At 73.2% G+C, this 24874-nt stretch carries 25 protein-coding genes; 12 read left to right on the top strand and 13 right to left on the bottom strand.

Annotation, left to right across the window (positions count from 1 at the left end):
- Nucleotides 1–383: 383 nt before the first annotated feature.
- The 5 genes from DZA62_RS34725 to DZA62_RS34705 form a co-directional block, all read right to left on the bottom strand.
- Nucleotides 384–1433, bottom strand: coding sequence for a YihY/virulence factor BrkB family protein (locus tag DZA62_RS34725; RefSeq protein ID WP_116953559.1), 1050 nt, complete (start codon nt 1431–1433; stop codon nt 384–386).
- Nucleotides 1430–1981, bottom strand: a complete 552-nt coding sequence (locus DZA62_RS34720) for a 2'-5' RNA ligase family protein (RefSeq protein WP_116953558.1) — start codon at nt 1979–1981, stop codon at nt 1430–1432. Before DZA62_RS34720 ends, DZA62_RS34725 begins: the two co-directional genes overlap by 4 nt.
- A 4-nt stretch (nt 1982–1985) precedes the next feature.
- On the bottom strand, nt 1986–2996 hold the full coding sequence (gene trpS / locus DZA62_RS34715) for a tryptophan--tRNA ligase (RefSeq protein ID WP_116953557.1): 1011 nt from the start codon (nt 2994–2996) through the stop codon (nt 1986–1988).
- A 68-nt stretch (nt 2997–3064) separates the two neighbouring features.
- Nucleotides 3065–4471, bottom strand: a complete 1407-nt coding sequence (gene uxaC, locus DZA62_RS34710) for a glucuronate isomerase (RefSeq protein WP_116953556.1) — start codon at nt 4469–4471, stop codon at nt 3065–3067.
- Nucleotides 4468–5484, bottom strand: a complete 1017-nt coding sequence (locus DZA62_RS34705) for a LacI family DNA-binding transcriptional regulator (RefSeq protein ID WP_116953555.1) — start codon at nt 5482–5484, stop codon at nt 4468–4470. The genes uxaC and DZA62_RS34705 overlap by 4 nt, the downstream gene beginning before the upstream one ends.
- A 175-nt stretch (nt 5485–5659) precedes the next feature.
- Between DZA62_RS34705 and DZA62_RS34700 the strand changes: the two genes are divergently transcribed.
- Both DZA62_RS34700 and manD read left to right on the top strand, forming a co-directional pair.
- Nucleotides 5660–7018 carry a mannitol dehydrogenase family protein gene (locus tag DZA62_RS34700; protein WP_198664523.1) on the top strand — a complete coding sequence of 453 codons (1359 nt, stop codon included), beginning with the start codon at nt 5660–5662 and terminating at the stop codon, nt 7016–7018.
- Nucleotides 7015–8253, top strand: a complete 1239-nt coding sequence (manD, locus tag DZA62_RS34695; RefSeq protein ID WP_116953554.1) for a D-mannonate dehydratase ManD — start codon at nt 7015–7017, stop codon at nt 8251–8253. Before DZA62_RS34700 ends, manD begins: the two co-directional genes overlap by 4 nt.
- Nucleotides 8254–8426: 173 nt before the next feature.
- On the opposite strand, the gene DZA62_RS34690 is transcribed toward manD, so the two are convergent.
- The gene (locus tag DZA62_RS34690; RefSeq protein WP_116953553.1) at nt 8427–9746 is read right to left on the bottom strand and encodes a hemolysin family protein; all 1320 of its coding nucleotides are present in this window, start codon (nt 9744–9746) and stop codon (nt 8427–8429) included.
- A 107-nt stretch (nt 9747–9853) separates the two neighbouring features.
- Between DZA62_RS34690 and pgm the strand changes: the two genes are divergently transcribed.
- Entirely contained in the window at nt 9854–11509 is a 1656-nt protein-coding gene (gene pgm / locus DZA62_RS34685; protein ID WP_232827682.1) for a phosphoglucomutase (alpha-D-glucose-1,6-bisphosphate-dependent), read from the top strand.
- On the top strand, nt 11506–12387 hold the full coding sequence (locus DZA62_RS34680) for a helix-turn-helix domain-containing protein (RefSeq protein WP_116953551.1): 882 nt from the start codon (nt 11506–11508) through the stop codon (nt 12385–12387). The genes pgm and DZA62_RS34680 overlap by 4 nt, the downstream gene beginning before the upstream one ends.
- Before the next feature lie 149 nt (nt 12388–12536).
- On the opposite strand, the gene DZA62_RS34675 is transcribed toward DZA62_RS34680, so the two are convergent.
- The 3 genes from DZA62_RS34675 to DZA62_RS34665 all read right to left on the bottom strand — a co-directional run bounded on the left by DZA62_RS34675 (nt 12537) and on the right by DZA62_RS34665 (nt 14365).
- Nucleotides 12537–13397 carry an SDR family NAD(P)-dependent oxidoreductase gene (locus tag DZA62_RS34675; RefSeq protein ID WP_116953550.1) on the bottom strand — a complete coding sequence of 287 codons (861 nt, stop codon included), beginning with the start codon at nt 13395–13397 and terminating at the stop codon, nt 12537–12539.
- A 75-nt stretch (nt 13398–13472) separates the two neighbouring features.
- Nucleotides 13473–13991 (bottom strand): DUF2087 domain-containing protein, encoded by a 519-nt coding sequence (locus DZA62_RS34670; RefSeq protein WP_116953549.1) that lies wholly within the window; start codon nt 13989–13991, stop codon nt 13473–13475.
- 41 nt (nt 13992–14032) lie between these two features.
- Nucleotides 14033–14365, bottom strand: a complete 333-nt coding sequence (locus DZA62_RS34665; RefSeq protein ID WP_116953548.1) for a hypothetical protein — start codon at nt 14363–14365, stop codon at nt 14033–14035.
- Nucleotides 14366–14470: 105 nt separating this feature from the next.
- On the opposite strand from DZA62_RS34665, the gene DZA62_RS34660 reads away from it, so the two are divergent.
- The 5 genes from DZA62_RS34660 to DZA62_RS34640 are packed head-to-tail and all read left to right on the top strand — an operon-like array spanning nt 14471 to nt 19296.
- Nucleotides 14471–15259 (top strand): DeoR/GlpR family DNA-binding transcription regulator, encoded by a 789-nt coding sequence (locus DZA62_RS34660; RefSeq protein ID WP_116953547.1) that lies wholly within the window; start codon nt 14471–14473, stop codon nt 15257–15259.
- Nucleotides 15256–16329, top strand: a complete 1074-nt coding sequence (galT, locus tag DZA62_RS34655; RefSeq protein WP_116953546.1) for a galactose-1-phosphate uridylyltransferase — start codon at nt 15256–15258, stop codon at nt 16327–16329. The genes DZA62_RS34660 and galT overlap by 4 nt, the downstream gene beginning before the upstream one ends.
- Complete coding sequence (gene galE, locus DZA62_RS34650) at nt 16326–17282, top strand: UDP-glucose 4-epimerase GalE (protein ID WP_116953545.1); 957 nt, start codon at nt 16326–16328, stop codon at nt 17280–17282. Before galT ends, galE begins: the two co-directional genes overlap by 4 nt.
- Complete coding sequence (gene galK, locus DZA62_RS34645) at nt 17279–18388, top strand: galactokinase (RefSeq protein ID WP_198664522.1); 1110 nt, start codon at nt 17279–17281, stop codon at nt 18386–18388. Before galE ends, galK begins: the two co-directional genes overlap by 4 nt.
- A complete protein-coding gene (locus DZA62_RS34640; protein WP_116953543.1) occupies nt 18385–19296 on the top strand; it encodes an aldose 1-epimerase family protein in 912 nt (303 codons plus the stop codon). The genes galK and DZA62_RS34640 overlap by 4 nt, the downstream gene beginning before the upstream one ends.
- A gap of 146 nt (nt 19297–19442) precedes the next feature.
- Here DZA62_RS34640 and DZA62_RS34635 read toward each other — a convergent pair whose 3' ends face one another.
- Nucleotides 19443–20180, bottom strand: coding sequence for a GNAT family N-acetyltransferase (locus tag DZA62_RS34635; protein WP_116953542.1), 738 nt, complete (start codon nt 20178–20180; stop codon nt 19443–19445).
- Nucleotides 20181–20221: 41 nt separating this feature from the next.
- On the opposite strand from DZA62_RS34635, the gene DZA62_RS34630 reads away from it, so the two are divergent.
- Complete coding sequence (locus DZA62_RS34630; RefSeq protein ID WP_116953541.1) at nt 20222–20605, top strand: nuclear transport factor 2 family protein; 384 nt, start codon at nt 20222–20224, stop codon at nt 20603–20605.
- A 90-nt stretch (nt 20606–20695) separates the two neighbouring features.
- Nucleotides 20696–21649 carry a siderophore-interacting protein gene (locus DZA62_RS34625; RefSeq protein ID WP_116953540.1) on the top strand — a complete coding sequence of 318 codons (954 nt, stop codon included), beginning with the start codon at nt 20696–20698 and terminating at the stop codon, nt 21647–21649.
- A gap of 1 nt (nt 21650) precedes the next feature.
- On the opposite strand, the gene DZA62_RS34620 is transcribed toward DZA62_RS34625, so the two are convergent.
- The 3 genes from DZA62_RS34620 to DZA62_RS34610 all read right to left on the bottom strand — a co-directional run bounded on the left by DZA62_RS34620 (nt 21651) and on the right by DZA62_RS34610 (nt 23717).
- On the bottom strand, nt 21651–22457 hold the full coding sequence (locus tag DZA62_RS34620) for an SDR family NAD(P)-dependent oxidoreductase (protein WP_116953560.1): 807 nt from the start codon (nt 22455–22457) through the stop codon (nt 21651–21653).
- A gap of 11 nt (nt 22458–22468) precedes the next feature.
- Nucleotides 22469–22882, bottom strand: a complete 414-nt coding sequence (locus DZA62_RS34615) for an MmcQ/YjbR family DNA-binding protein (protein WP_116953539.1) — start codon at nt 22880–22882, stop codon at nt 22469–22471.
- Between the two features lie 82 nt (nt 22883–22964).
- A complete protein-coding gene (locus DZA62_RS34610; RefSeq protein WP_116953538.1) occupies nt 22965–23717 on the bottom strand; it encodes an SDR family NAD(P)-dependent oxidoreductase in 753 nt (250 codons plus the stop codon).
- Between the two features lie 119 nt (nt 23718–23836).
- On the opposite strand from DZA62_RS34610, the gene DZA62_RS34605 reads away from it, so the two are divergent.
- Nucleotides 23837–24790, top strand: a complete 954-nt coding sequence (locus DZA62_RS34605) for an AraC family transcriptional regulator (protein ID WP_116953537.1) — start codon at nt 23837–23839, stop codon at nt 24788–24790.
- Nucleotides 24791–24874 lie beyond the last annotated feature (84 nt).

Below are 24874 nucleotides of genomic sequence, written 5' to 3'. Positions count from 1 at the left end.
TCTGCGGTCTGCGGTCTGCGGTCTGCGGTCTGCGGTCTGCGGTCTGCGGTCTGCGGTCTGCGGTGACTGTTCCACCGTCGCCCCGCCCCGACAACCGTCGCCACGTCCCGGTCCGCTCTCGGCCGTGACCCGTGCCTACCGCCGGCCGCGCCCCAGTCACCCCATACCTACCGTCGGCCGTGCCCACGCCGGCCGTTGATCAAGGACAGGGCCACCACGCCGCGTCCCGGCCACCGCAGCCACGCCCCGGTCCACCCCTCGGCCGTGACCCGTGCCTCCCGGCGGCCGCGCCCCAGGTCGCCGGTCGCCGGTCGCCGGTCGCTGGTCGCTGGTCGCCACGGTCTCGCCGTACATCGCGCGATCGTTGATGATCACGGCGGGAGTCAGTCGCGCGGTGAGCGGCGGAGCGCAGAGCGGACGGTGCGGGCGGCACGAGCGGCGGCCAGGGCCAGCGCCACCCCCGCGGCGCCCAGCACGGCGCCGGCGGCCACCTCCGTCGCGCGGATCTGGCCCGGCGACAGCACGTCGGCCGGCGCCGCGGCGGAGCCGGCGGATCCGGCGGATCCGGCCAGGGAGGCCGGGGCGGGTTCAGCACGCTCCTCGGCCTCGAGCTCGTCGATCGCGCTCTCGGCCGTCAGCGCGGCAGCGACCATGAGCAGCCGAGTCACCAAGTAGATCCAGGCCAGCATGGCCAGCGGCGTGGCGAACGCGGCGTAGGCGCTGCGCGACGCCGGCCCGGCGACGTACTGGACGAGGAACTGTTTGAGGAGCTCGAACACGAGCGCACTCAGCAGCGACACCAGCGCCAGGATCCGCACCGGCACCACGATGCGCGGCAACCCGGACAGCAGGTACGCGAACAGCGCCGTGCTCACGCCGACGGACACGAGGCCGCTGATGACCCGGAGCAGCCAGCCGCCGCTGCCGATGCCGAGCCAGTCGAGCACCTCGCCGGCCAGCTCGATGACCATGACGCTGGTACCCCAGGACACGGCGATGAGCAGCCCGAGCCCGGCCAGCGAGACGATGTCGAGGCCCTTGCGGACGACGACGTTGCCGGGCTGGTCGTCCAGGCCCCACATGGAACGGACGGCGGCCCGGACGGAGTCGACCCAGCCGAGGCCGGTGAAGAGCAGGACGACCGTACCCACCACGCCCACCGCGCCGGCGTTGCGGTGGAACTGGCTCACGTTGACGCCGAGACCGGGCAGGTTGTCGTTGACGATCTCCTGGATGGTGTCGACGCCCGACTGGCCGGCGACGGCGCTGACGATCGCCGCCGCCAGCACGAGCAGGGGGAACAGCGACACGAACCCGTAGAAACTGGACGCGCCGGCCAGCCGGTTGCCGCGCAGGTCGCCGTAGCGTTTCCAGGCGCGCAGCGGCAGCGTCCGCTGCAGCCGGTCCCAGATGGCGCGGAGCCGGGCGATCACACGCGCGCTGCCTCTCCCGTCAGGACGAAGTCGCGTTCACGCCGCCAGTAGCCGTCGTCGCCGTGCTCGTAGAGGCTGAACGCCGCGACGTCGAAGCCGGCGTCGTAGCCCGCGAGGGTGTCGAAGGCGTTGTCCATCGCCTCCTCGGACACGTGGTGGGCGACGGTGACGTGCGGGTGGTAGGGGAACGACAGCTCGATCTCGAGCGGCCCGGTGCGGATCGCGCCGGACAGCCGCTCGCACGCCGAGATGCCCTGCGCGAGCGCCACGAACACCACCGGCGACACCGGCAGGAAGGTGGCCGTGCCGCGCAGGTGCACGCGGAACGGCGCGAACCGCGCGGCCACCTTGTCGAGGTGCTCGTACACGTCGACGCGGTCGGCGTCGGCGATGACCGTCGGCGGGAGCAGCGTGATGTGCGCCGGGATGGCGTCGGCGAGCGGGTCGCCGAACGAGCGGCGCCAGTCCTGCAGCTCGCGGCCGTAGGGCTCCGGGATCGGGACGGCCAGACCGATCGTCTGACCGGTGGGCCGGGGTGCGTCTGTCACCAGGTCACCGCGCGGCGAGGAACCCGACGCGCTCGTACACCGTGGCGAGCGTCGGAGCGGCCACCTCGCGGGCCTTCTGGGCACCTCGGGCCAGGACGGCGTCGAGCTCGGCGGGGTCGTCGAGGAGCTCTCGGACCCGCTGCTGGAACGGAACGACGACGTCGAGCACCGCCGCCGCCACCTCCTTCTTCAGGTCGCCGTACCCCCGCCCGGCGAAATCCTGCTCGATCTGAGCGACCGAGCGACCGCTGAACGCAGACAGGATAGTGATGAGGTTGGTGACGCCGGGCTTGTTCCGCGCATCGGACACGATCTCGCGCCCGGTGTCGGTGACGGCGCTCTTGATGCGCTTCTCGATGGTCCTGGGTTCGTCGAGCAGTTCGATGAGGCCGGATCCGGCGACGCTCTTGCTCATCTTGGCGGTGGGATCCTGCAGGTCGTAGATCTTCGCCGTCGCCTCGGGGATGTACGCCTTGGGCAGCACGAACGTCTCGCCGAACCGGGTGTTGAACCGGCCGCCGAGGTCGCGGGTGAGCTCGATGTGCTGGCGCTGGTCCTCGCCGACCGGGACCTGGTCGGCGTTGTAGAGCAGGATGTCGGCGGCCTGCAGGATCGGGTAGGTGAACAACCCGACGGTGGTGCTCTCGGCGCCGGCGCGGGCGGACTTGTCCTTGAACTGTGTCATCCGGCTGGCCTCGCCGAAGCCGGTGATGCAGCTGAGCACCCACGCCAGCTGGGCGTGCTCGGGCACGTGGCTCTGCACGAACAGGGTGCTGCGCTCCGGGTCGACGCCGCCGGCGAGGTACTGGGCGGCGGTGACGCGGGTGCGCTGACGCAGCTGGGCGGGGTCGTGGCCGGCGGTGATGGCGTGCAGGTCGACGACGCAGTAGAAGGCGTCGTGGTCGTCCTGCAGGGCCACCCATTGCCGCAGCGCCCCGAGGTAGTTGCCCAGGTGCAGCGACGCGTTGGTCGGCTGCATGCCGGAGAGCACACGCGGGCGGCGACTGTTGGTCATGCCGTCATTCTGTCAGTCACCGCGCCGCGGGACACGCCGGTGCACCCGTTCGCGCCCCGAGTCGTCGATCATGACCGGGCGAACACCCGCCGCGGCAGCGTCGTCACCAGATCGTGCAGCACCCGCGCGGCGTCGTCCTCGGCGACGCGGTGCTCGACGACCAGCCGCGCGAGGTAGGCGGCGTCGACGCGGCGGGCGAGGTCGTGCCGGGCGGGGATCGAGCAGAACGCCCGGGTGTCGTCGACGAACCCGGCGGACTTGTAGAACCCGGCGGTCTCGACGGTGGCCGCCCGCCAGCGCAGCATCGCCTCCGGCGCGTCGAGGAACCACCACGGCGAGCCGATGTACACCGACGGGTAGAAGCCGGCCAGCGGCGCGATGTCGCGGCTGAACGCGGTCTCGTCGACGGTGAACAGCACCAGCCGGAACCGCGGATCGGTGCCGAACGCCTCGAGCAGCGGCCGCAGGTGGGCGGCGTACGTGGTGGTCAGCGGCACGTCGTGGCCGGTGTCGGGGCCGAACGCGCGGTACGTGGGCCGGTGGTGGTTGCGCAGCACGCCCGGGTGCAACTGCATGACCAGGCCGTCCTCGGTGGACATCCGGGCCATCTCGAACAGCATCGACCGCCGGAACGCGGCGGCATCGCGCTCGTCCAGGCCTCCGGTCAGCGCCCGCTGGTAGAGGCGGGCGGCGTCGGACGGCGGCAGCGGCGCGCTGCCCGGGTCGGGCGGGCCGTGGTCGGCCGCCGTCGCGCCGTGGTCGACGAAGTGCTGCCGCCGGGAGCGCAGCGCGTCGAGGTAGCCGTCGTAGCCGCTGGTGCCGAGGCCGGCGGCGGCGCCGAGCCGCTCGACGGCGGCGGCGAAGCCCGGCAGCGCGGGGTCGAGGTAGCCGTCCGGGCGGAAGGTCGGCAGCACGGCGCCGTCGAACGCCGGGTCCGCCGCGAGCGCCCGGTGTGCGGCGAGGTCGGCCGCCGGGTCGTCGGTGGTCGCCAGCGTCTCGATGCCGAACCGCCGGAACAGCGCCCGCGGCCGGAACTCCGGCTCGGCCAGCCGGGCGCCGACCTCGTCGAACACGGCGTCGGCGGTCTCCGGCGTCAACGGGGTCCGGACGCCGAGGATGTCCGTCAGTTCGGCCTCCAGCCACAGCCGGGTCGGCGTGCCGAGGAACGCCTGCCAGTGCTCGGCGAAGCGCCGCCAGACCGCCCGAGGGTCAGCGGTGGCGCCGTCCGGTCCCAGTCCGAGCTCGGCCAGCCCGACGCCGACGGAGTGCAGCACCCTGGTCACGTAGTGGTCCGGGGTGACCAGCAGCGAGGCGGCGTCGGTGAACGGCTCGTCGGCGGCCAGCAGGGCGGCGTCGACGTGGCCGTGCGGGGAGAAGATCGGCGCCGCGGCGACGGTGCCGTAGAGATCGCGGGCGACCCGCCGGGCGGCAGGGTCCGCGGGCAGCAGCCGGTCCGGGTGGACGGCGGCCGTCACGGACGGCCCGCCCGGCGGGTGGGGACGGGGCCGGTGGACTCGCGGATGGTCAGGTGGGTCGGCAGGGTCTGTCCGGCGCGCACGGGTTCTCCTACGGTCGGGGTACTCAGCAGCATGTCGACGGCGACCCGGCCGGTCTGCTCGACCGGCGTCGTCAGCGTCGTGAGCGGTGGCCGGCAGAAGTCGGCGCCGAAGATGTCGTCGCAGCCGACGACGCTGAGGTCGTCGGGCACGCGGATGCCGCGCTCGGCGAACCGGCGCAGCGCGCCGATGGCGAGCAGGTCGTTGAAGAAGAGGGCGCCGGTGACCCGGTGGTGGACGACGGCGTCGGCGGCCGCGGCGCCGGCGGCCATCGTCGGCGGGAACGGGCCGATGCGCACGCAGTCGACGCCCAGCCGCCGCGCCGTGCGTTGCAGCGCCCGCCACCGCTTGCGACTGGACCAGCTCGTGGCCGGGCCGGCAACGTAGGCGACCGAGCGGTGGCCGAGCGACACCAGGTGGTCCAGTGCCTGCAGCGCACCGGCCGCGGTGTCCATGACGACGCTGCGCAGCCCGGGGACCTCGCGGTTGACCAGCACCAGTGGCACCCGCCCCGCCGCCGCCGTCAGCTCGGCGTCGGTGAGCCGCGCCGCCGCCAGCACGATGCCGTCGACCGAGGCCGGCAGCTCGGCCAGGGTGAGCGCCTCGACCTCGGCGGACTCCTCGGTGTCGACGAGGACGTGCCGGTGGCCGCGGGCCCGGGCCTGCGCCTGGGCGCCGCGGATGAGGCCGAAGAAGAACGGGTTCGTGATGTCCGGGACGAGCAGCGCGATGCTCTGGGTGCGCCCGGACGTGAGCGAGCGGGCCTGCGGGTTGGGGTGGTAGCCGAGTGTCGCGGCGGCCGCGACGATGCGGTCGCGCAGCTCGTCGCTGATGCGGCCGGGCTGGTTGAGCGCCCGCGACACCGTGGACGTGGCCACGCCGACCGTCCGCGCGACGTCGGCGATCGTGACCGCCTCGCGGCGCTGCGGCATCGGGCGCCCCTTCGTTTGCCAGCCGGGTGGTGGATCGTGCCTGCCAGGGTGCCATGCGGGCGAGTCCCTGGCAACGGAGCTGGCAATCCATTGCCAAACCTGGCGACGGTGCCTAGCATGGGTCGGCGGTGCCCGCGACCCGCCACCGCCGACCGCACCGAGGAGCCCTGCCGCCATGGCCGACCGCACGCTCGGACGACGATCGAGCGAACGCCACGCGTCCCCAGGCCCCGCCGGCGAAGGACACCGGCTCGGGCGCCGCGCCCTGGCCACGCCGGCGGCTCCGGTGCGGGCCGTCCATCTCGGCCTCGGCGCTTTCCACCGGGCACACCAGGCCTGGTACCTGAGCCGCATGCCCGAACCGTGGGGCGTCGCCGCGTTCACCGGGCGGACGGCCGCAGCGGCGGCCGCGCTCGCTCCGCAGGACGGGCTGTACACGCTGCTCACCCGCGGCGCCGAGCACGACGACGCCGAGGTGGTGACGACGTTGTCCGCGGTACACGACGGCACCGACCAGGACGCGTGGCGCCGGTACCTCGCCGACCCCGCGGTCGGGCTCGTCACGCTGACCGTCACCGAGGCCGGTTACCGCACGGGCACCGCGGCGGCGCGGCTGGCCGACGGCTTGCGGGAGCGGCGGTCGGCCGGCTCCGGCGGGCTGACCATCGCCAGCTGCGACAACCTCGCCGGCAACGGCGCCGTCACACGAGCCGCCGTCCTCGCCGCGTGCCTCGAGGCCGGCGGCCACGACCTCGCGGACTGGGCGGCCGAGCACGTCGCCTTCCCCAGCTCGATGGTCGACCGCATCACGCCCCGCCCGACCGCCGCGGACCAGGCGGCCGCGGAGCGGGCCACCGATTACGCCGACGCGGCGCCGGTGGTGACCGAACCGTTCAGCGAGTGGGTCGCCGAGGAAGCGCTGCGCGACGCCGCGCCGGGACTGGCCGCGGCCGGCGTGACGTTCGTGCCGGACGTGACGCCGTACGAGCGGCGCAAGCTGTTCGTGCTCAACGGCGGTCACTCGCTGCTCGCCTACGCCGGACCGCCACGCGGCCACGAGACGGTCGCCGCGTGCCTGGCCGACGGCGAGCTGACCGGCTGGCTGGAGCAGTGGTGGGACGAGGCCGGCGCCGTGCTCGGCTTCCCGCCGGCCGAGCTGACCGCCTACCGGACGGCGACCAGGGTGCGCTTCGCGAACCCCAGGATCCGGCACCTGCTGGCGCAGATCGCCGCCGACGGGTCGGTGAAGCTGCCGGTGCGCGCCGCCGAGGTGATCCGGGCGGTCCGCGGCCGCGGCGTCCTGCCCGACGGCGCCGCCCGGTTGCTGGCCGGGTGGCTGCTGCACCTGCGTGGTCAGGGCGTGACGGTGGCCGATCCCGCCGCCGGCCCGTTGCGCGAACGTGTCCGCACCGCCCGCGACCCGCACCACGCGGCCGCCGTCGTCGTCGGCCACGTCGTCCCCGACCACGCCGACGACGCAGAGCTGATCACCCGTGTCGCCGTCCACGCCCGCCGAATGGAGTCCGCCGCATGACCGTCATCCAGACCGCCGAGGTCGTTGTCACGAGCCCGGACCGCAACTTCGTGACGCTCCAGCTGACCACCGACGACGGGCTCACCGGGCTGGGCGACGCGACCCTGAACGGCCGCGAGCTGTCCGTCGTGTCGTACCTGCGCGATCACGTGGTGCCGCTGCTGATCGGCCGCGACCCGCACCGCATCGAGGACACCTGGCAGTTCCTCTATCGCAGCGCCTACTGGCGGCGCGGCCCGGTCACGATGGCCGCCATCGCCGCCGTCGACGTCGCGCTCTGGGACCTCAAGGCCAAGGCCGCCGGCATGCCGCTGTACCAGCTGCTGGGCGGGGCGTCACGGACCGGGCTGCTCGCCTACGGGCACGCCAGCGGCCGCGACCTGCCCGAGTTGTTCGACAGCATCCGCGACCACCTCGAGCAGGGCTACCGGGCCATCCGGGTGCAGACCGGCGTACCCGGCCTGAAGGCGGTCTACGGGGTCGCGGCCAACACCCGCACCGACACCACCGGCGGCCGCTACGACTACGAACCGGCCAGTCGCGGCGCGTACCCGCAGGAGGAGGACTGGGACACCCGCGCCTACCTGCGTCACCTGCCGACGGTCTTCGAGGCGGTCCGGAACGAGTTCGGCCCCGAGCTGCCGCTGCTGCACGACGGCCACCACCGCATGACCCCGATCCAGGCCGCGAAGCTGGGCAAGGCGCTGGAACCGTACGACCTGTTCTGGCTCGAGGACTGCACCCCGGCCGAGAACCAGCAGGGCCTGCGGCTGGTCCGTCAGCACACCACCACACCCCTGGCGATCGGGGAGATCTTCAACACCGTCTTCGACTACCAGACGCTGATCACCGAACAGCTCATCGACTACGTCCGCTCCGCCGTCACCCACACCGGCGGCATCACGCACCTCAAGAAGATCCTCGACGTCGCCGCCACGTACCAGATCAAGTCCGGCATGCACGGGCCGACCGACATCTCTCCCGTCGGCATGGCCGCCGCGCTGCACCTGGGCCTGGCCATCCACAACTTCGGCATCCAGGAGTACATGAAGCACGGCACCCGGACCGACCAGGTCTTCCGGCAGACCTTCACCTGGAGCGACGGACTCCTGCACCCCGGCGACCAGCCCGGCCTCGGCGTCACCCTCGATCTCGACGAGGCCGCCAGGTACCCGTACGACCAGGCCTACCTGCCGTACAACCGGCTCCTCGACGGCACGGTGCACGACTGGTGACCGGCGTGCACCCGGCCTTGCTGCCGGACGCGGCGTACGGCCCGCTGGGCCGGCTGCGGCTGCGGGTGGACGGCGCCGGCCCCGAAATGATCACGTTGAGTAGGGGTGTGTTCGCTCCAGCAGGCATGCATTCCTGGTGAAGCGGGAGGACGCCTGGTGAGGTGCCGACGCGATCAGCCGGCCACCGGCGGGATCAGCTCCGGCGCGGGCGGCTCGGGACGCGGGTGGACGCGCAGCCGCGAGGCGCGCCGTCCGTCCAGCGAGAGCACCTCGATGCGCACGCCGTCGAACTCGACGACGTCGCCCTGGGACGGCAGCCGGCCGAGCCGGGCCACCACGAAGCCGGCCACGGTCTCGTACGGGCCGTCGGGCAGCTCGACGCCGGTGCGATCGGCGAAGTCGCCGATGTTGAGCATGCCGTCGACATCGACGACGCCACCGGCCGCGGCGGCCACCGGCAGCTCGTCGGTGTCGTACTCGTCGCGGATCTCGCCGACCAGCTCCTCGACCAGGTCCTCCAGCGTGACGATGCCGGCGGTGCCGCCGTACTCGTCGACGACGACGGCCAGATGCGAGCCCTGCCGGCGCATCTCCGTCATCGCCGGCAGCACCCGTTTGGTGCCGGGCAGCACCAGCACGTCGCGGACCAGCTCGCCGACCCGGATGCTGCGCCCGGACATCTCCGGGTCGAAAAGGTCGCGCACGTGCACGAACCCGACGACGTCGTCGGTGGACGTGCCGACCACCGGGTAGCGCGAGTGCGGCATCGTCGAGGCCAGCTTGACCGCCTTGAAGACCGGCATGTCCGCGTCGAGGAAGTCGACCTCGGTGCGCGGCCGCATGACCTCGCGGACCTGGCGGTCGCCGACGTCGAGCACGTCGCCGACGATGCGCCGCTCCTCCTCGCTCAGGCCCTCGTGGCCGGAGACCAGCTCGCGCAGCTCGTCCTCGCTCATCTCCTCGCGCTGCGCCGACGGGTCGCCGCCGAGCATCCGGACGACGAGGTCGGTCGACTTGGACAGGAACCAGATGACCGGGCGCATGAGCGTCGCGAAGCGGTCCAGCGGCGGCGCGACGGCCAGCGACACACCGGCCGCCCGCTGCAGCGCGAGCCGTTTGGGTACGAGCTCACCGAGGACCAGCGACAGGTAGGCGATGAACAGCGTCAAGGCGATGAACGCGAGGGTGTCGGCGGCGCCACCGGGGAGTCCCCAGTCCTGCAGGACGGGGGAGAGATCGGGCGCGAGCGTGGAGGCGCCGTACGCCGCGGAGGAGAAACCGGCGACGGTGACGCCGATCTGGACGGCGGAGAGGAACCGGTTGGGATTGCGGGCCAGCTCGGAGACCCGCTCGCCGCGGCGGCCCTGCTGGGCCAGCTGCGCGAGCTGGCTCTCGCGCAGCGATACGAGCGCGAGTTCCGTGGCGGCGAAGACCCCGCCGACCAGGATGAAGAGAAGGACGAGGCCGAAGTTGAGCAGGGTGCCCTGGTTCACCGGAGGGACCCCTGCACGCTATGTCGACCGGGTGTGCTGTCGTTCATCCGCGAATTGTATGGCGGTGCCACGCAGCAGACGTACCCGAGCCGAGAGAGGATGACACGGTGACGAACCACCCGCGCGCAGGACAGCCCGCCGCCCCCGAGGACCTCGTCGACGTCGCCCAGCTGGTGCGGGCCTACTACACCACGCACCCCGATCCAGCCGACCCCGGACAGCGGGTCGCGTTCGGCACGTCCGGACACCGCGGCTCGTCGTTGGCCGCCGCTTTCAACGACGACCACATCGCCGCCACGTCGCAGGCGATCTGCGACTACCGGGCCGCCAACGGCATCGACGGGCCGTTGTTCCTCGGCAAGGACACCCACGCGCTGTCCGAGCCGGCGTGGGCGACGGCGGTCGAGGTGTTCGCCGCCAACGAGGTGACGCTGCTGGTCGACGGCGCCGAGCGGTACACGCCGACGCCGGCGGTGTCGCACGCGATCCTCACCTACAACTCCGTGCCGGGCGCGCGCCGCGCCGACGGCGTCGTCGTCACGCCGTCGCACAACCCGCCCTGGGACGGCGGCTTCAAGTACAACCCGCCGGACGGCGGGCCGGCCGGCTCGGAGATCACCGGCGCCATCCAGGACGCCGCCAACCGGTACCTGGAGCACGGACTGCACGGCGTTCGGCGCATGCACCTGACGGCGGCGCGGGCCGCGGACACGACGTCGACGTACGACTTCCTCGGCGCCTACGTCGACGACCTGCCGTCGGTGGTCGACATCGAGGCGATCCGGTCCGCGGGGGTGCGCATCGGCGCCGACCCCCTGGGCGGCGCGTCGGTGGACTACTGGGCCGCCATCGCCGAGCGGCACGGCCTCGACCTCACCGTCGTCAACCCGCTGGTCGACCCGACCTGGCGGTTCATGACGCTGGACTGGGACGGCAAGATCCGCATGGACTGCTCGTCGCCGTACGCGATGGCGTCGCTGATCTCGCGGCTGTCCGAGGGGTCGGAGTTCGCCGTCGCGACCGGCAACGACGCCGACTCCGACCGGCACGGCATCGTCACCCCCGACGGCGGCCTGATGAACCCGAACCACTACCTCGCCGTCGCCATCGACTACCTCTTCCGGCACCGCGCCGACTGGCCCGGCACCGCCGCCGTCGGCAAGACCCTGGTCAGCTCGTCGATGATCGACCGCGTGGCGGCGTCGCTGGGCCGGCCGCTACTGGAGGTGCCGGTCGGGTTCAAGTGGTTCGTGCCCGGTCTGGTCGACTCCTCGGTCGGGTTCGGCGGCGAGGAGTCCGCGGGTGCGTCGTTCCTGCGCCGCGACGGCCGGGTCTGGACCACCGACAAGGACGGCATCATCGCCTGCCTGCTGGCCGCGGAGATCATCGCCGTGACCGGGTCGTCACCGAGCGAGCACTACCGCCGGCTCACGGCCGAGTTCGGCGACCCCGTCTATGCGCGGGTCGACGCGCCGGCCTCCCGGGAGCAGAAGAAGGCGCTCGGCGCGTTGTCGCCGGACCAGGTGACCGCGACCGAACTGGCCGGCGAGCCGATCACCTCGAAGCTCACCCGCGCGCCCGGCAACGACGCGCCGATCGGCGGCCTGAAGGTCGTGACGCGGTCCGGCTGGTTCGCCGCGCGCCCGTCCGGCACCGAGGACGTGTACAAGATCTACGCCGAGAGCTTCCAGGGCGCCGACCACCTGGCCCGCGTCCAGGCCGAGGCGCGCGCCGTCGTCGACGACGTCCTCGCATCGGCGTGACCGACGCGGACCTCGCCCAGGCGCTGCGCTCGTGGCGGCAGCGGGTCACTCCGGCCGCGGCCGGACTGCCCGACGCGGGCCTGCGGCGCCTGCCTGGTCTGCGGCGGGAGGAATTGGCCGTGCTGGCCGGGATCTCGGTCGACTACCTGGTCCAGCTCGAGCAGGGACGCGCCCGGAACCCGTCGCCGCAGGTCCTGGGCGCGTTGGCGCGAGCGCTGCGGCTGACCGTCGACGAACGCGACACGCTCCATCACCTTGCCGGCATCGCTCCGCCGCCGGTCGGCGGAGTGGTCCCGCGGCACATCAGCGCCGGAACCGGCCGGGTCCTCGACCGGCTCCACGACACCCCCACGGCGGTCTTCACCGCGAGCTGGGATCTCGTCCTCGCCAACCCGCTGTGGGTCGCGCTCATCGACGTCTCGACGGCCGCACGGGCCCGCGAGGCGAACCTCGTCTGGCATCACTTCACCGGCCGGCCCAGCCCCGTCCTGCACACCGAGGACGAGCACGAGCGGCTCGGCCGGGAACTCGTGGCCGACCTGCGGCGCGCCGTCGCGGCCTACCCGGACGACACCGGCCTCGCGGAACTCGTCGCCGATCTTCGTGCCGTCAGCCCCGCCTTCGCCGAGCGGTGGAACGACTTCGCCCTGCCCCGCCGGGTGGCCGAACGCAAGACCATCGCCCATCCGACGATCGGCCGGCTCACGCTCGACTGCGACGTGTTCTCCGCGTTGGACTCGGACCTTCGCATCGTGGTGTACACCGCACCACCCGGCAGCGAGGACGCCGCCAAGCTCGACCTGCTGCGCGTCGAGGGCGCGGACGGTGTGGGTGGCGCGGACGGCGGTGGCAGTGTGGACGGTGTGGGCGGCGGCTGAGGCCAGGTAGACCCCGCCCGGCCGGGAGGGCCTCCCACCCTACGGGCGGGCACCGACAACAGGCGGCGACAGCGAGCACCGGCAGCAGGCGCCGGCAGCCGTGAGTCAGGCAGCCGGTCAGGCCGCTAGCCGGTGAGGCCAGTAGCCGGTCAGTCGGGCAGCCCGACCAGCCGGGCGCTCTCGCGCCACAGCCGTTCGACGCGGTCCGGGTCGGTGGTGTGCTCCGCGGTCTCCACGGCCCTGCGTTTGACGTAGAACCGCCCGGAGACGCCGTCGAGCTCGGGGGCCGTCGCCAGCCACAGCGGCGTGTCGGCGCCGGTCTCGGTGCGCGCGGCGAAGCGACCGAGCACCGAACCGAACAGCCGCAGCGCGCCGCGGTCGTGGCGGTTGAGGCGGCCGCCTCTGATGATGCCCGGGTGGGCGCCGTTGACCGTCGAGCCGGTGCCGCGCAACCGCCGCGCGAGGCCGTACACGAACATCGCGTTCATGTTCTTCGTGCGGCCGTAGGCGGCGAACGGACGGAAGCTCGGCGGCCAGGCCAGGCCCCGGCCGGTCTCCGCGTTGAGATCGTCCAGGTCGACGGGGACCCGTCGGAGCCCGCTCGGGGATCCGCCGACCACGACGAACCGGCGGCTCCGCGCGCTCGGCTGCTCCGCGAGGGTGCGCAGCAGCAGGTACGGCGCGAGGTGGTTCGTCGCGAGCGACCGATGCAGCCCGGCCGGTGTCCGGTCGTCGAGCGGGGCGATGACCGCGGCGTTGCTCACCACGATCGACGGGTCCTGCCCGGCCAGTCGCGCGGCCAGGGCACGGACCTCGTCGAGCTCCGCGAGGTCGACCGGCTCGACCTGCAGGTCCGATCCCGGCGCGGCGGCCGCGATGCGACGCCGGGCCGCCTCGAGCCGCTCGCGATTCCGCGCGACGAGGGCCACCGACGTTCCGTGCCGCGCGAGCCCGGTCGCGATCTGTTCGCCGATGCCCGAGTTCGCCCCTGTGACCACCGCGAGTTCCATGCGTCCAGGCTCCACCCGCACGACGCCCGCTCCCAGGTACCGGCAGTACCACCCGCCGGCCGGCTGCCCGTCAGCTCACGACGCGGGCCAGTAGCGCGATCCGTCGGCGGTCCGGCCGACCAGCCGCAGGTCGACCAGCAGCCGGCGCAGGGCGACCGGCTCGTCGCCCAGCTCGCTCAGCTCGGCGGTCAGCTCGCGTTCGGTGTAGGCCTCGCGGTGCGGCAGCGCGGCCATGACCAACCGGCCCAGCTCGGCCTTGAGACCGCCGTCGGCCGGGATGGTGGCGATGCGGCCGTTCTTCAGGCAGCCGTCCAGCCGCGGGAAGTCCGCCGCCACCCGCCCCACCGGCGTCGATGCCGCCCCTGCGGCGGCCGCGGCCCGGATCGGCTCGAGGACGGCGCTCAGTCCGGCGTCGTCGCGGCGGACCAGCCCGGCCCCGCCGAGCACCGCCAGCGCCCGCTGCACGTCGCGCTCGGACAGCCCGGCGCGCTCCCCGATCTCGGCGACGGTGGGCGCACCGGGCGCCGCGCAGAGGGCGCCGAGCACGGCCAGTCGTTTGCGGTCACCGAGGGCGCTGAACAGTTCGGTGGTCATGCGCGCACGGTAGGCGTGCAGCCCAGCCCGGCGCACCTGGATTACTCGCAGGTCTGCATGACGTACTCCGGCGGCCGGCCGTTCTCCGACACCTCGACGTCGCCGGGCACGCAGTCCTCCAGCGGACCGAGCCGGCACGCGACCGCGACCACCGTCGCCCCGGCCTCCTGGGCTTCACGCACACTGCCGTCCCGCAGGGCGGCCTCCCACTCGTCCTGGCACTCCGACGACATGGTGGCGTCGGCCGGCAGGGGCTGGGACGTCGGTGTGCGCGGCGGCAGCGTCGGGCCGTAGCCGTCCCAGCCCGCGGCGTCGGGCGACCACGAGGCCACTTGGGTGACAGCGGCGACGGTGAGCGCTCCACCGATCACCACTCCCAGAACCACCCGCCCGCGATGCATTGGCGCAGACTACATCGCGCCTGGTGCTATCGTGAAAGAACACGAACGAACAGGTTCGCACAGAAGGGCACGGCATCGATGCTGGCCGCCGAACGGCAGGCGCTCGTCCTGGACGAGGTCCAGCGACGCGGCGCTGCCACGGTCGGCGAGCTGGCCGCCCGGTTCGGCGTCTCGGAGATGACGATCCGCCGCGACCTCGACGCGCTGGTCGCCCGTGGCGCACTGGACAAGGTGCACGGCGGCGCCACCTCGAAGCGCTCGCCCAGCACCGAGGAGCCCGGCTTCCGCGCCAAGCAGCTGCGCCAGCAGGCGGAGAAGGAGGCCATCGCGCGGGCCGCCGCCGAGCTGGTCGAGCCGGGGTCGGCGGTCGGGCTGTCCGCGGGGACGACGACGTGGACGCTGGCGCGGCGGCTGCGCGAGATCCCGCGGCTCACCGTCGTCACGAACTCCATCCGCATCGCCGACGAGCTGCACGACGACGACCGCACCGACCTCGACGTCGTGCTGACCGGAGGGGTGCGCACGCCGTCCGATGCGCTGGTCGGGCCGGTCGCGGTCTCGTCACTGCACCAGTTGCACCTCGACGTCGTGTTCCTGGGCGTGCACGGCATCGACGCCGGCGCCGGGTTCACCACGCCGAACCTGCTGGAGGCCGACACCGACCGCGCGCTGGTCGCGGCCGGCCGCCGGCTCGTCGTCGTCGCCGACCACACGAAGTGGGGAACGGTGGGCATCAGCACCATCGCCGGGCTCGCCGGCGCCGACGTGCTGGTCACCGACGACGGCCTGCCCGACGACGCCCGCGAAGCCCTCGCCGACCAGGTCGGCGAGCTGATCCTGGTCACCCCAGAGAACGGACCACGATGAAACGCACGACGGCGCGGCTGGCCGACGGCCGCGAGATCATCTACTTCGACCGGCGCGACGACGCCACCCACCGGCTGGACGACGCCCGCGACCTGCCGCCGGTCAGCACCACGTCGCAGTTGCGGTTCGACCCCGTCCTGGCCGAGTGGGTGGCGATGGCCGGGCACCGCCAGACCCGCACGTTCCTGCCGCCGAAGGACCTGTGCCCGCTGTGCGCGTCGACCCCGGACCGCCCGACCGAGGTCCCGTCCGAGACCTACGACGTCGTCGCGTTCGAGAACCGCTTCCCCACCCTGTCGACCCACGCGACGACCACCGAGACCGGCACCGAGCTGGTCCCGGTCCGGCCCGGCATCGGCCGCTGCGAGGTGCTGGTCTTCAGCAGCGACCACAACGCGTCCTTCGCCACGCTCGAACCCGGCCACGCGCGGCTGGTCGTCGAGGCCTGGGCCGACCGCACCGCCGAGCTGTCCGCCGTGCCCGGCGTCGAGCAGGTGTTCTGCTTCGAGAACCGCGGCCAGGAGATCGGTGTCACGCTGTCCCACCCGCACGGCCAGATCTACGCCTACCCGTACGTCACGCCGCGCACGACCCGCATGCTGCAGTCCGCGCGCGAGCACCGCGACACCACGGGTCGCAACCTCTTCGCCGACGTGCTCGCCGAGGAGCGCGCGGCCGGCGTGCGCGTCGTCGGGCAGACGGAGCACTGGACGGCGTTCGTGCCGGCCGCCGCGCGCTGGCCGGTCGAGGTGCACCTGTACCCGCACCGGCAGGTGGCCCGGATCGGCGACCTCGACGACACCGAGCGCGACGAGTTCGTCACGCTCTACCTCGATGTGCTCCGCCGGTTCGACGCCCTCTACGACGCGCCGCTGCCCTACATCGCCGCCTGGCACCAGGCGCCGGTGCGCGCCGATAGCGACCTCGCCTACCTGCACCTGCAGCTGTACTCGGTCAAGCGAGCGGCGGACAAGCTGAAGTTCCTGGCCGGGTCGGAGTCGGGCATGGGAGCGTTCGTCACCGACATGCTGCCCGAGGACGTGGCGGCGAGACTACGGGAGGCTCGATGAAGCTGCTGGTCACCGGCGGTGCCGGGTACATCGGCTCGGTGGTGGGGTCGCAGCTGCTCGCGGCCGGCCACGAGGTGGTGGTGCTGGACGACCTGCTCACCGGCCACGACGACGCGGTCCCCGACGGTGCCCGGTTCGTGCGCGCCGGTATTGAAGATGCAGCGGACGCGGTCGATTCAAGCTTCGACGCCGTCCTGCACTTCGCCGCCCGGTCACTGGTCGGCCAGTCGGTCGCCGAGCCGCAGCTCTACTGGTGGAACAACGTCGTCGGCACGCTGCGGCTGCTCGACGCCATGCGGGCGGCCGGCGTGCGGCGGCTGGTGTTCTCGTCGACGGCGGCCACGTACGGCCAGCCCGAGGTCAGCCCGATCACCGAGGACACCCCGGCGGTGCCGATCAACCCCTACGGCCAGAGCAAGCTCGCCGTCGACCACGCGCTGGCCGGCGAGGCGCGGGCGCACGGGCTGGCCGCCGTCAGCCTGCGGTACTTCAACGTCGGCGGCGCGCTCGGCCGGCACGGCGAACGGCACGACCCCGAGACACACCTCATCCCGAACGTGCTGATGGTCCCGGCCGGCAAGCGCGACGCCGTCGACGTGTTCGGCACCGACTACCCGACGCCCGACGGCACCGCCGTCCGCGACTACCTGCACGTCGAGGACCTCGGCCGGGCGCACCTGCTGGCGCTGGACTGGACCGGCACCGCCGAGGCGGCCGGTCAGCACCGCGTCTACAACCTGGGTTCCGGCACCGGGTACTCCGTCCGCGAGGTCGTCGAGGCCGTGCGGCGGGTCACCGGCCACCCGGTGCCCACCAACGACCGGCAGCGGCGGGCCGGCGACCCGCCCGTGCTGGTCGCGTCGGCCGAGCGCATCGCGGCCGACCTCGGCTGGCGGCCGGAGCACGGCCTGGACACGATCGTGGAGGACGCGTGGACGTTCATGCAGCGGTGAGCGAGCGGACGGGCTCCGCGCCCGGCCGGGTCAACCTCATCGGCGAGCACACCGACTACAACGGCGGTTTCGCGCTGCCGCTGGCCATCTCGTCCCGCACGACGGCGTGGGTGCGCACCCGGGACGACGGCCAGGTCCTGGCGGCCTCCACCGCACCCGGCGCCGAGCCGGCCCGGTTCGCTGTCGACAGCTCCCCCGGCGACGTCACCGGCTGGGCCGCATACGTGGCCGGCGTGTTCTGGGCGCTGCGCGACGCGGGGCACGACGTCCCGGGCGCCGACGTCAGCGTCGACAGCACCGTGCCGGCCGGCGCCGGGCTGTCGTCGTCGCACGCGCTCGAGTGCGCCGTCGCCGTCACCCTCGACGACCTGCACGGGCTCGGCCTGGACCGCACGACGCTGGCGCTGCTGGTGCAGCGGGCCGAGAACCACTACGTCGGCGCGCCGACCGGGGCGATGGACCAGATGGCGTCGTTGTACGGGCAGGAGGGCCACGTCATCCTGTTCGACGCGCGGGCCATGGCGGCGGAGCCGGTGCCGTGCGACCTCGCCGCCGCCGGGCTGAGCCTCGTCGTCGTCGACACCCGCGTGCACCACGAGCACACCGACGGCGGCTACGGCGCGCGCCGGGCCACCTGCGAGGCGGCGGCCGCGCTGCTGGGCGTCGAGACGCTGCGCGAGGTGCAGGACGAGCCGATCGACGACGTCCTGGGCAAGCTCGACGACGACGTCATGGTGCGGCGCGTGCGGCACGTGCTCACCGAGAACGCGCGGGTCCTCGACACCGTCGCGCTGCTGCGGGCGGGCCGGGCCGCCGAGATCGGGCCGCTGCTGACCGCGTCGCACGCCTCGATGCGCGACGACTACGAGATCACCGTGGCCGAGATCGACACCGCGGTCGAGGCGGCGCTCGCCGCGGGTGCGCTGGGTGCGAGGATGACGGGTGGAGGCTTCGGCGGCTCCGTCATCGCGTTGACCGCCACGGCCGACGAGGCACGGGTCGGCCACGCCGTCCGGGCCGCGTTCGACCAGCACGGCTACGCGCCACCGTCCGTCTTCACCGTCCGCCCTGCCGCGGGCGCCGGCATCGAGGAGAGCACCCAGTGAACCCCAGCGGTTTCCAGGTCGAACTGAGCCACGGCGCCTACACCGCCGTCGTCACCGAGGTCGGCGCCACCCTGCGCGAGCTGCGCCACGACGACCGGCCGCTGGTGGTCGCGTTCGGCGCCGACGAGATCCGCCCCAACTACCGCGGCGCGGTGCTGGCGCCGTGGCCGAACCGCATCGCCGACGGCACCTACACCTTCGGCGGCGTCGAGCGGCAGCTCCCGCTCACCGAGCCGGCCCGCGGCAACGCGCTGCACGGCCTGGCCGGCTGGGTCCGCTGGGAGGTCGCCTCGCAGTCGGCCGCCGAGGTGACGCTGACGCACCGGCTGGTGCCGTTCACCGGGTATCCGCACGCCCTGGAGCTGCGGGTGCGGTACTCCTTGGACGACGCCGGCCTGCACTGGACCGTCGCCGCCACCAACCCCGGCGACGGCCCCGCGCCCTACGGCACCGCCCCGCACCCCTACCTCGTCGCCGGCGCGGGCCGTGTGGACGACTGGTCGCTGGAGCTCCCCGCCGCCGAGTACCTCGCCGTGACGCCGGAGCGCCTGCTCCCGGTCGGCGTCGAGCCGGTCGAGTCCGCCGGGTTCGACTTCCGGACGCCGCGGCAGCTGGGCGACATCTTCATCGACCACGCCTTCACGTCGCTGGCGGCCGATGCCGACGGGATCGCCCGGGTGGTCGTCCGCGCCGGCGACGGTGGCGGCGTCGAGTGTTCCTGGGTGGCGGCCGAGTGCCCGTGGGTGCAGATCCACACCGCCGACCGCCCCGGCGAGTCCGGCGACCGCATCGGCCTGGCGGTCGAGCCGATGACGTGCCCGCCCGACGCGTTCAACTCGGGCACCGACCTCGTCGTCCTCGAGCCGGGCCGGACCCACGAGACCACCTGGACCATCGCGGCGCTCTGACCCGGCCGGTGTCGTTCGTTCACGCCGATACCCGCGAGACCGGCGGACAGCGCCCCGTTCACGCCGGCAAGTGTCGGTTTCGCGGGTACGAGCCGGACCTCCGGGCACCGATCGGGTGAGGTTCCGCCCACCAGCCGGCGACGCGGTCAGCCGACGGCGCGGGTGGCGAAGGCCTGGCCGACCCGGAAGCCGAGGCGTTCGTACATGCGGCGGGCGACGTGGTTGTCGGCGTACATGCCGAGTGTCACGGCGGTCGCACCGTTGGTCAGGCCGACGCGGGTGGCGGCGGCGGTGACGTCGGCACCGTAGCCACGGCCGCGGTGGGCCGGGTGGGTGGCGATCGCCTGCAGGTGCCACACACCGGGCGCCTGGTCGCGCTCGGCGGCGCAGGCGACCAGCCTGCCGGACGCGTCGCGCTGTCCGAACCACGTGCGCACGCGCGGGTCACCCGGCTGCGCCGACGTCCGCGGCGACGACACCCGCAGCAGCTCGGCGAGGTCGGCGGCGTCGGCGGGCCTCAGCGCGACCACCGTCCGTTCGCCCGGTCGCGGCACCGGCGCGGCCGTCGTCCAGAACCAGTCCCAGTCGTCGCCCTCGCCGAGTGCCGTGCCGACGTAAGGCAGCGCGTCGACCGGCACCGCGATGCGCGGCACCGGGACCAGGTCCAGGGCCGCCGTCACCAGCCGCCCGGCTTCGGCGCCGGAGCCGAGGGCCATCAGCGCGAGCCCGCGCCGCCCTTGCACCGTCCAGCCGACGGCGCCGCCCAGCGACCAGGCGCGCCCGAAACCGGCCTGGTCGTGGTCCCAGCGCACGACGGGGTGACCTCCGCTCGCCGCCACCAGCGCGGCGTGGTCGGGCAGCTCGACGAGCGAGGAGGTCAGCACCGAATCAGGGTAACGACACTGTCCACGAGATAATCGCCGGCATGACGACCCCCGAACCGCACGGCTTCGCCCGCGACTGGCTGGCCGCCTGGAACGCCCACGACGTCGAGGCGGTGCTGCGGCACTTCCACGACGACGTCGTGTTCACGTCGCCGGTGGCGGCGCGGGTGCTGCCGGAGTCCGGCGGCGTACTGCGCGGCAAGGAGGAACTGCGCCGGTACTGGACCGAAGGGCTGCGCCTCATCCCCGATCTGCGGTTCGCCGTCGAGGCGGTCTACGCGGGCGTGTCCGCGATCGTCATCACCTACCGCAACCAGAAGGCCGTGCTGGTGAACGAGGTGCTGATCTTCGACGGCGACCTCGTGCGCGAAGGCCACGGCACCTACCCGGGCGACGACCCGAACCCGGCCGGCGCGCGCGACTGAGGACGAATCCCGGGGGTCGAGATGCGATCAAGAAGCCCATCGGTTAGCCTCCCCTAAGTAAGGCGAAGCAACCTTTCACACGGGGACTCGATGACCACCGCGACCACCGAGCGTGCCGTCCGGCGCGCCGCCGACGTGCCGGCCTGGCGCCCGTTCCGGGTGACCGTCGCGCGCCTCCAGCAGCTGACGCCGTGCTTCCTGCGCATCACCTTCACCGGCGGCGACCTCGACGAGTTCGGTCACGACGGCCCCGACCAGCGCATCAAGCTCTACCTGCCGCGCGCCGGACAGGGCCTGCCGGACGCGCTGGCCGGCGACTGGTTCGCGCACTACCGGGCCATGGACCCGGAGGTCCGCGGCACGCTGCGGACGTACACCATCCGCGCCGTCCGCCCGGCGCAGCGCGAGGTCGACGTCGACTTCGCTCTGCACGGCGACGCCGGCCCGGCCTCGGCCTGGGCGACCCGCGCGACCGTCGGCGAGGAGGTCGCGCTGATCGGCCCGAACCGCCTCTACGGCGCCGACTGCCAGGGCCACGAGTGGAGCCCTCCGGTCGACGTCCGGGACATCCTGATCGCGGCCGACGAGACGGCCGTCCCGGCGGTGTGCGGCATCCTCGAGCGGCTGCGCGGCAGGCTCGACCCCGGCGCTCGTGTGCAGGTCTTCCTGGAGGTCCCCGACGGCGGCGACGTGCTGCCGTTGCTGGCGCCGGACCAGGCCGAGATCACCTGGCTCTCCCGCCGTCGGCCTGACGGCACCGTCGCGCCCAACGGCGAGTTGCTGGTCGACGCGGTGTGCGCGGCCGAGTTCGGCCGGGGCGCCCGGGCCGCCGCGCTCGACGCGAGCGCCGTCGACACCGTCGACATCGACCTCGAGGTGCTCTGGGAGGTCGCCGCGGCGGCCGGCAGCAGCGCCTACGCGTGGATCGCGGGCGAGGCCGGCGCCGTCAAGACGATCCGCCGGCACCTCGTCCGCGAGCGCGGCATCGACAAGGGCGCCGTCTCGTTCATGGGCTACTGGCGCACCGGCCGCTCGGAGAACTGAGTCAGCGCAGTCGCACCACACTGCCGGTGAGCAGCCGAGCTTCCTCGGACACCACCCACGCGATGACCTCGGCCACCTCCTCGGGGGTGGCGACGTGGGTGAGTTCTCTGCTGGCGGCGACCGCAGCCCGGACGTCGTCGGTGACCCAGCCGGTGTCGGTGACCGGCGGATAGACGATGTTGGCGGTGACGCCGTGCGGCGCCAGCTCGGCCGACGCGGACATGGTGTAGTTCTCCTGGGCCGCCTTCGCCGCGCCGTACGACACCTCCTCGGGGAAGCCGTGCTGGCCGCCCGACGTCAGCCCGACGATGCGCCCCCACGTGCCGCCGCGGGCGACGTGGCGACGGGCGAACTCGGCGATGAGCAGCGCCGGAGCCATGGCGTCGACGCCGAACTGCTGCCGGAACGTCTGCTCGGTGACCTGCGTCATCGGGCGCCCGAACCGGTCGGACGTGGCGGGCGCGAAGGTGTCCTGGACCCAGCCGCTGGCGTTGTTGACGAGGATGTCGACCGGCCCGACGTGCTGCTCGGCGAGGTCGAACAGCCGGGCCGGCGCGGCCGGGTCGGTGAGGTCGGCCTCGACGGCGTGCGCGCGGGCGCCCGCGGCCTCGACGGCGGCGACGACGTCGGTGGCGTCGGCGCGCCGGGCGACGTTGTACGCCTCCTCCTGCCCCTCGGCGTCGCCCGGGCGGAAGTACGCCGCCAGCACGGACACCCCGCGCCGGCCGAGGGCGACCGCGGTGGCGCCGCCGATGCCGGCGTTGGCTCCGGTGACGATGGCGACGTGCGGCGTGGTGGTCTCACTCATGCCGCCCATCCTCACGAGGGATGGCGGACCCGCGCCACCAGTTTCTTCGGCGCCAGGACGCAGTAGCTCTCGGTCATCAGCTCGGCGATCTCGGCCCAGTCGATCTCGTCGGGCAGGACCAGCACGACGACGTCGCGGCCCCAGCGGCCGCGGAAGTACGGCGGCCCGCCGGCGAGGAGGGCGTCCAGCTCGTCCGGCGGCGAGCGGAACGTCAGCAGCGGCACCGGCCGGTCGGCGCCGCTGACCCGGGTGTATGCGGCGTGATGATCGGGGTCGACGGTGAGCACGTGGGCGAACGTGCGGCCGCGCACCCGCCACCGCGTGCCGACCCAGGCCAGCTCTTCGTAGGCATCGGGCAGGGCGAGGCAGATCTCGCGGAGCGGCTCGACGATCTCCTCGGGGACGTCGTCGTCGTGGTACACCATCAGCCGAGGCTAGGCCGTACCGCGCCCTCGTCGGTTCACGAGGTGGCCGGTCGCGATCCGTCCCGCTGCCACGGGCGGCCCCCTAGATCTGGTTCGCTCCGCCGTCGACGTAGAGGTTCGCACCGACGACGTAGCTGCTCTGTTCCGTCGCCAGGAACGCGACGACCGCGGCCGCCTCCTCGGGTTGACCCATGCGGCCCTTGGCCACGGTCGCGGCGGCATACTCCCTGATGGCCGGCATGGCTTCCTCGCCACCGTTGATGGCGGTGCCCCCGGGCGTCTCGATCCAGCCCGGCGAGATCGCGTTGACCCGGATGCCGCGACCCCTGAGCTCGTTGGACCAGGTTCGCGCGAAGGACCGCACGGCCGCCTTCGACGCCGCGTACGCGCCGAACGCCTCCATGCCGCGGTCGGCGGCCGTGGAACCGGTCAGGACGACCGCGGCTCCGTCGTTGAGCAGCGGCAGCGCCTTCTGCACGGTGAACAGCGTGCCTCGGACGTTGACCGCGAAGGTCTGGTCGACGTGTTCCTCGGTGGTCGCTTCCAGCGTCACGAACGTGCCGACCGCCGCATTCGCCACGACCACGTCCAGCCCCTTGCCCCGCGCCCGGACCGCGGCATAGAGCCGGTCCAGGTCCTCCAGCTTCGAGATGTCGCCGACGACCGCGGTGGCCCGATCCTCCCCGATGGTCTTGACGGCGGCCTCCAGCTCGGCCTCGCGCCGTCCCGTGACGAACACGTACGAGCCCTCGTCCGCCAGCCGCACGGCCGTGGCCAGGCCGATTCCGCTGCTGCCCCCGGTGACCACCGACGTCTTGCCTTCCAGCTGTCCCATGTGGGTGTCTCCATCGCTCTCTGGTGCCGATCCGTTCGATATCGATACTGCGCGAGCGGTCACGTACGATCCATCATGCGGAGTCCACAGTTCTTTACACATCGTCCAGAAGGAGCGCGATGCTCGGATTCCAGGATCCGGTCGCTGACGCGATCGGCCTGCTCAGGCCCCGCACGGTGGTCGGGCCCAGTCTCCGGACCGCGGGCGAGTGGGCGCTGCGCTTCGACACCTTCCTGCACGTGCGGATCGGCGGCCTCGTGCACGGCACGTGCTGGTTGATCCTCGAAGGCCACGAGCCGGTGCTCCTGCATGAGGGTGACACCTTCATGCTCGGCAACCCGCCGCCCTACGTGCTGGCCAGCACGCTCAACGCACACCCACGCCCCGCGGAGCCGGTGTGGGCGGGCGCCGAAGGCGAGTTCGTGCGCATCGGCCCGGAGTCCGAGGAAGACCTCTACCTCTGCGTCGGGCACATCGCGTTCGACGACGACAACGCGGCCCTCCTGACCGATCTTCTGCCGCCGCTCGTGATCGTCCGCGCGGCCGACCCCCATGGCAACCGGCTCGCTCAGCTGATCGATCTCCTGGCCACCGAGGTCGGGGTCGCCGCCGCCGGCGGCCCGCTGGTGCAGAACCACCTCGCACAGATCCTGCTCGTGCACATGCTGCGTGCTCACGCCGCCCAGACGGACCGGCCCACCGGCTGGCTGGGCGCCCTGAACGAGGACGGCGTAGGTGCCGCCCTGCGTGCCGTGCACGCGGACGTGGCCCACTCCTGGAGCCTCAAGGAGCTCGCCGATATCAGCCACATGTCACGGTCCGCGTTCGCCCAGGCCTTCAAGAACCACGTCGGGGTCCCGCCCCTGGAGTACCTGATCCAGTGGCGCATGAGCCTCGCCCGCGACGCCCTCGCCCGCGACACGCTGTCGATCTCCGAGCTCGCACGAGCCACGGGCTACCTGTCCGAGAGCGCGTTCAGCACCGCGTTCCGCCGCGTGGTCGGTTCATCGCCCAGGACGTTCCGCGACGGGGCGCGGGCGTCGGCATCCAGCCGACCAGGCCCGCCGGACTGAGCACACCGAATGCCGGCTCCCGGCCCGGTCGCGCCGCCGTTCGCCGGGTGCGCCCGGCAGCTGCCGCGGGTCCGGTGCGGTGAT

Origin of the sequence: Jiangella endophytica, from assembly GCF_003427025.1 — a bacterium.
Taxonomy (GTDB): Bacteria; Actinomycetota; Actinomycetes; order Jiangellales; family Jiangellaceae; genus Jiangella; species Jiangella endophytica.
This window is presented reverse-complemented; position numbering and strand designations above follow the sequence as displayed.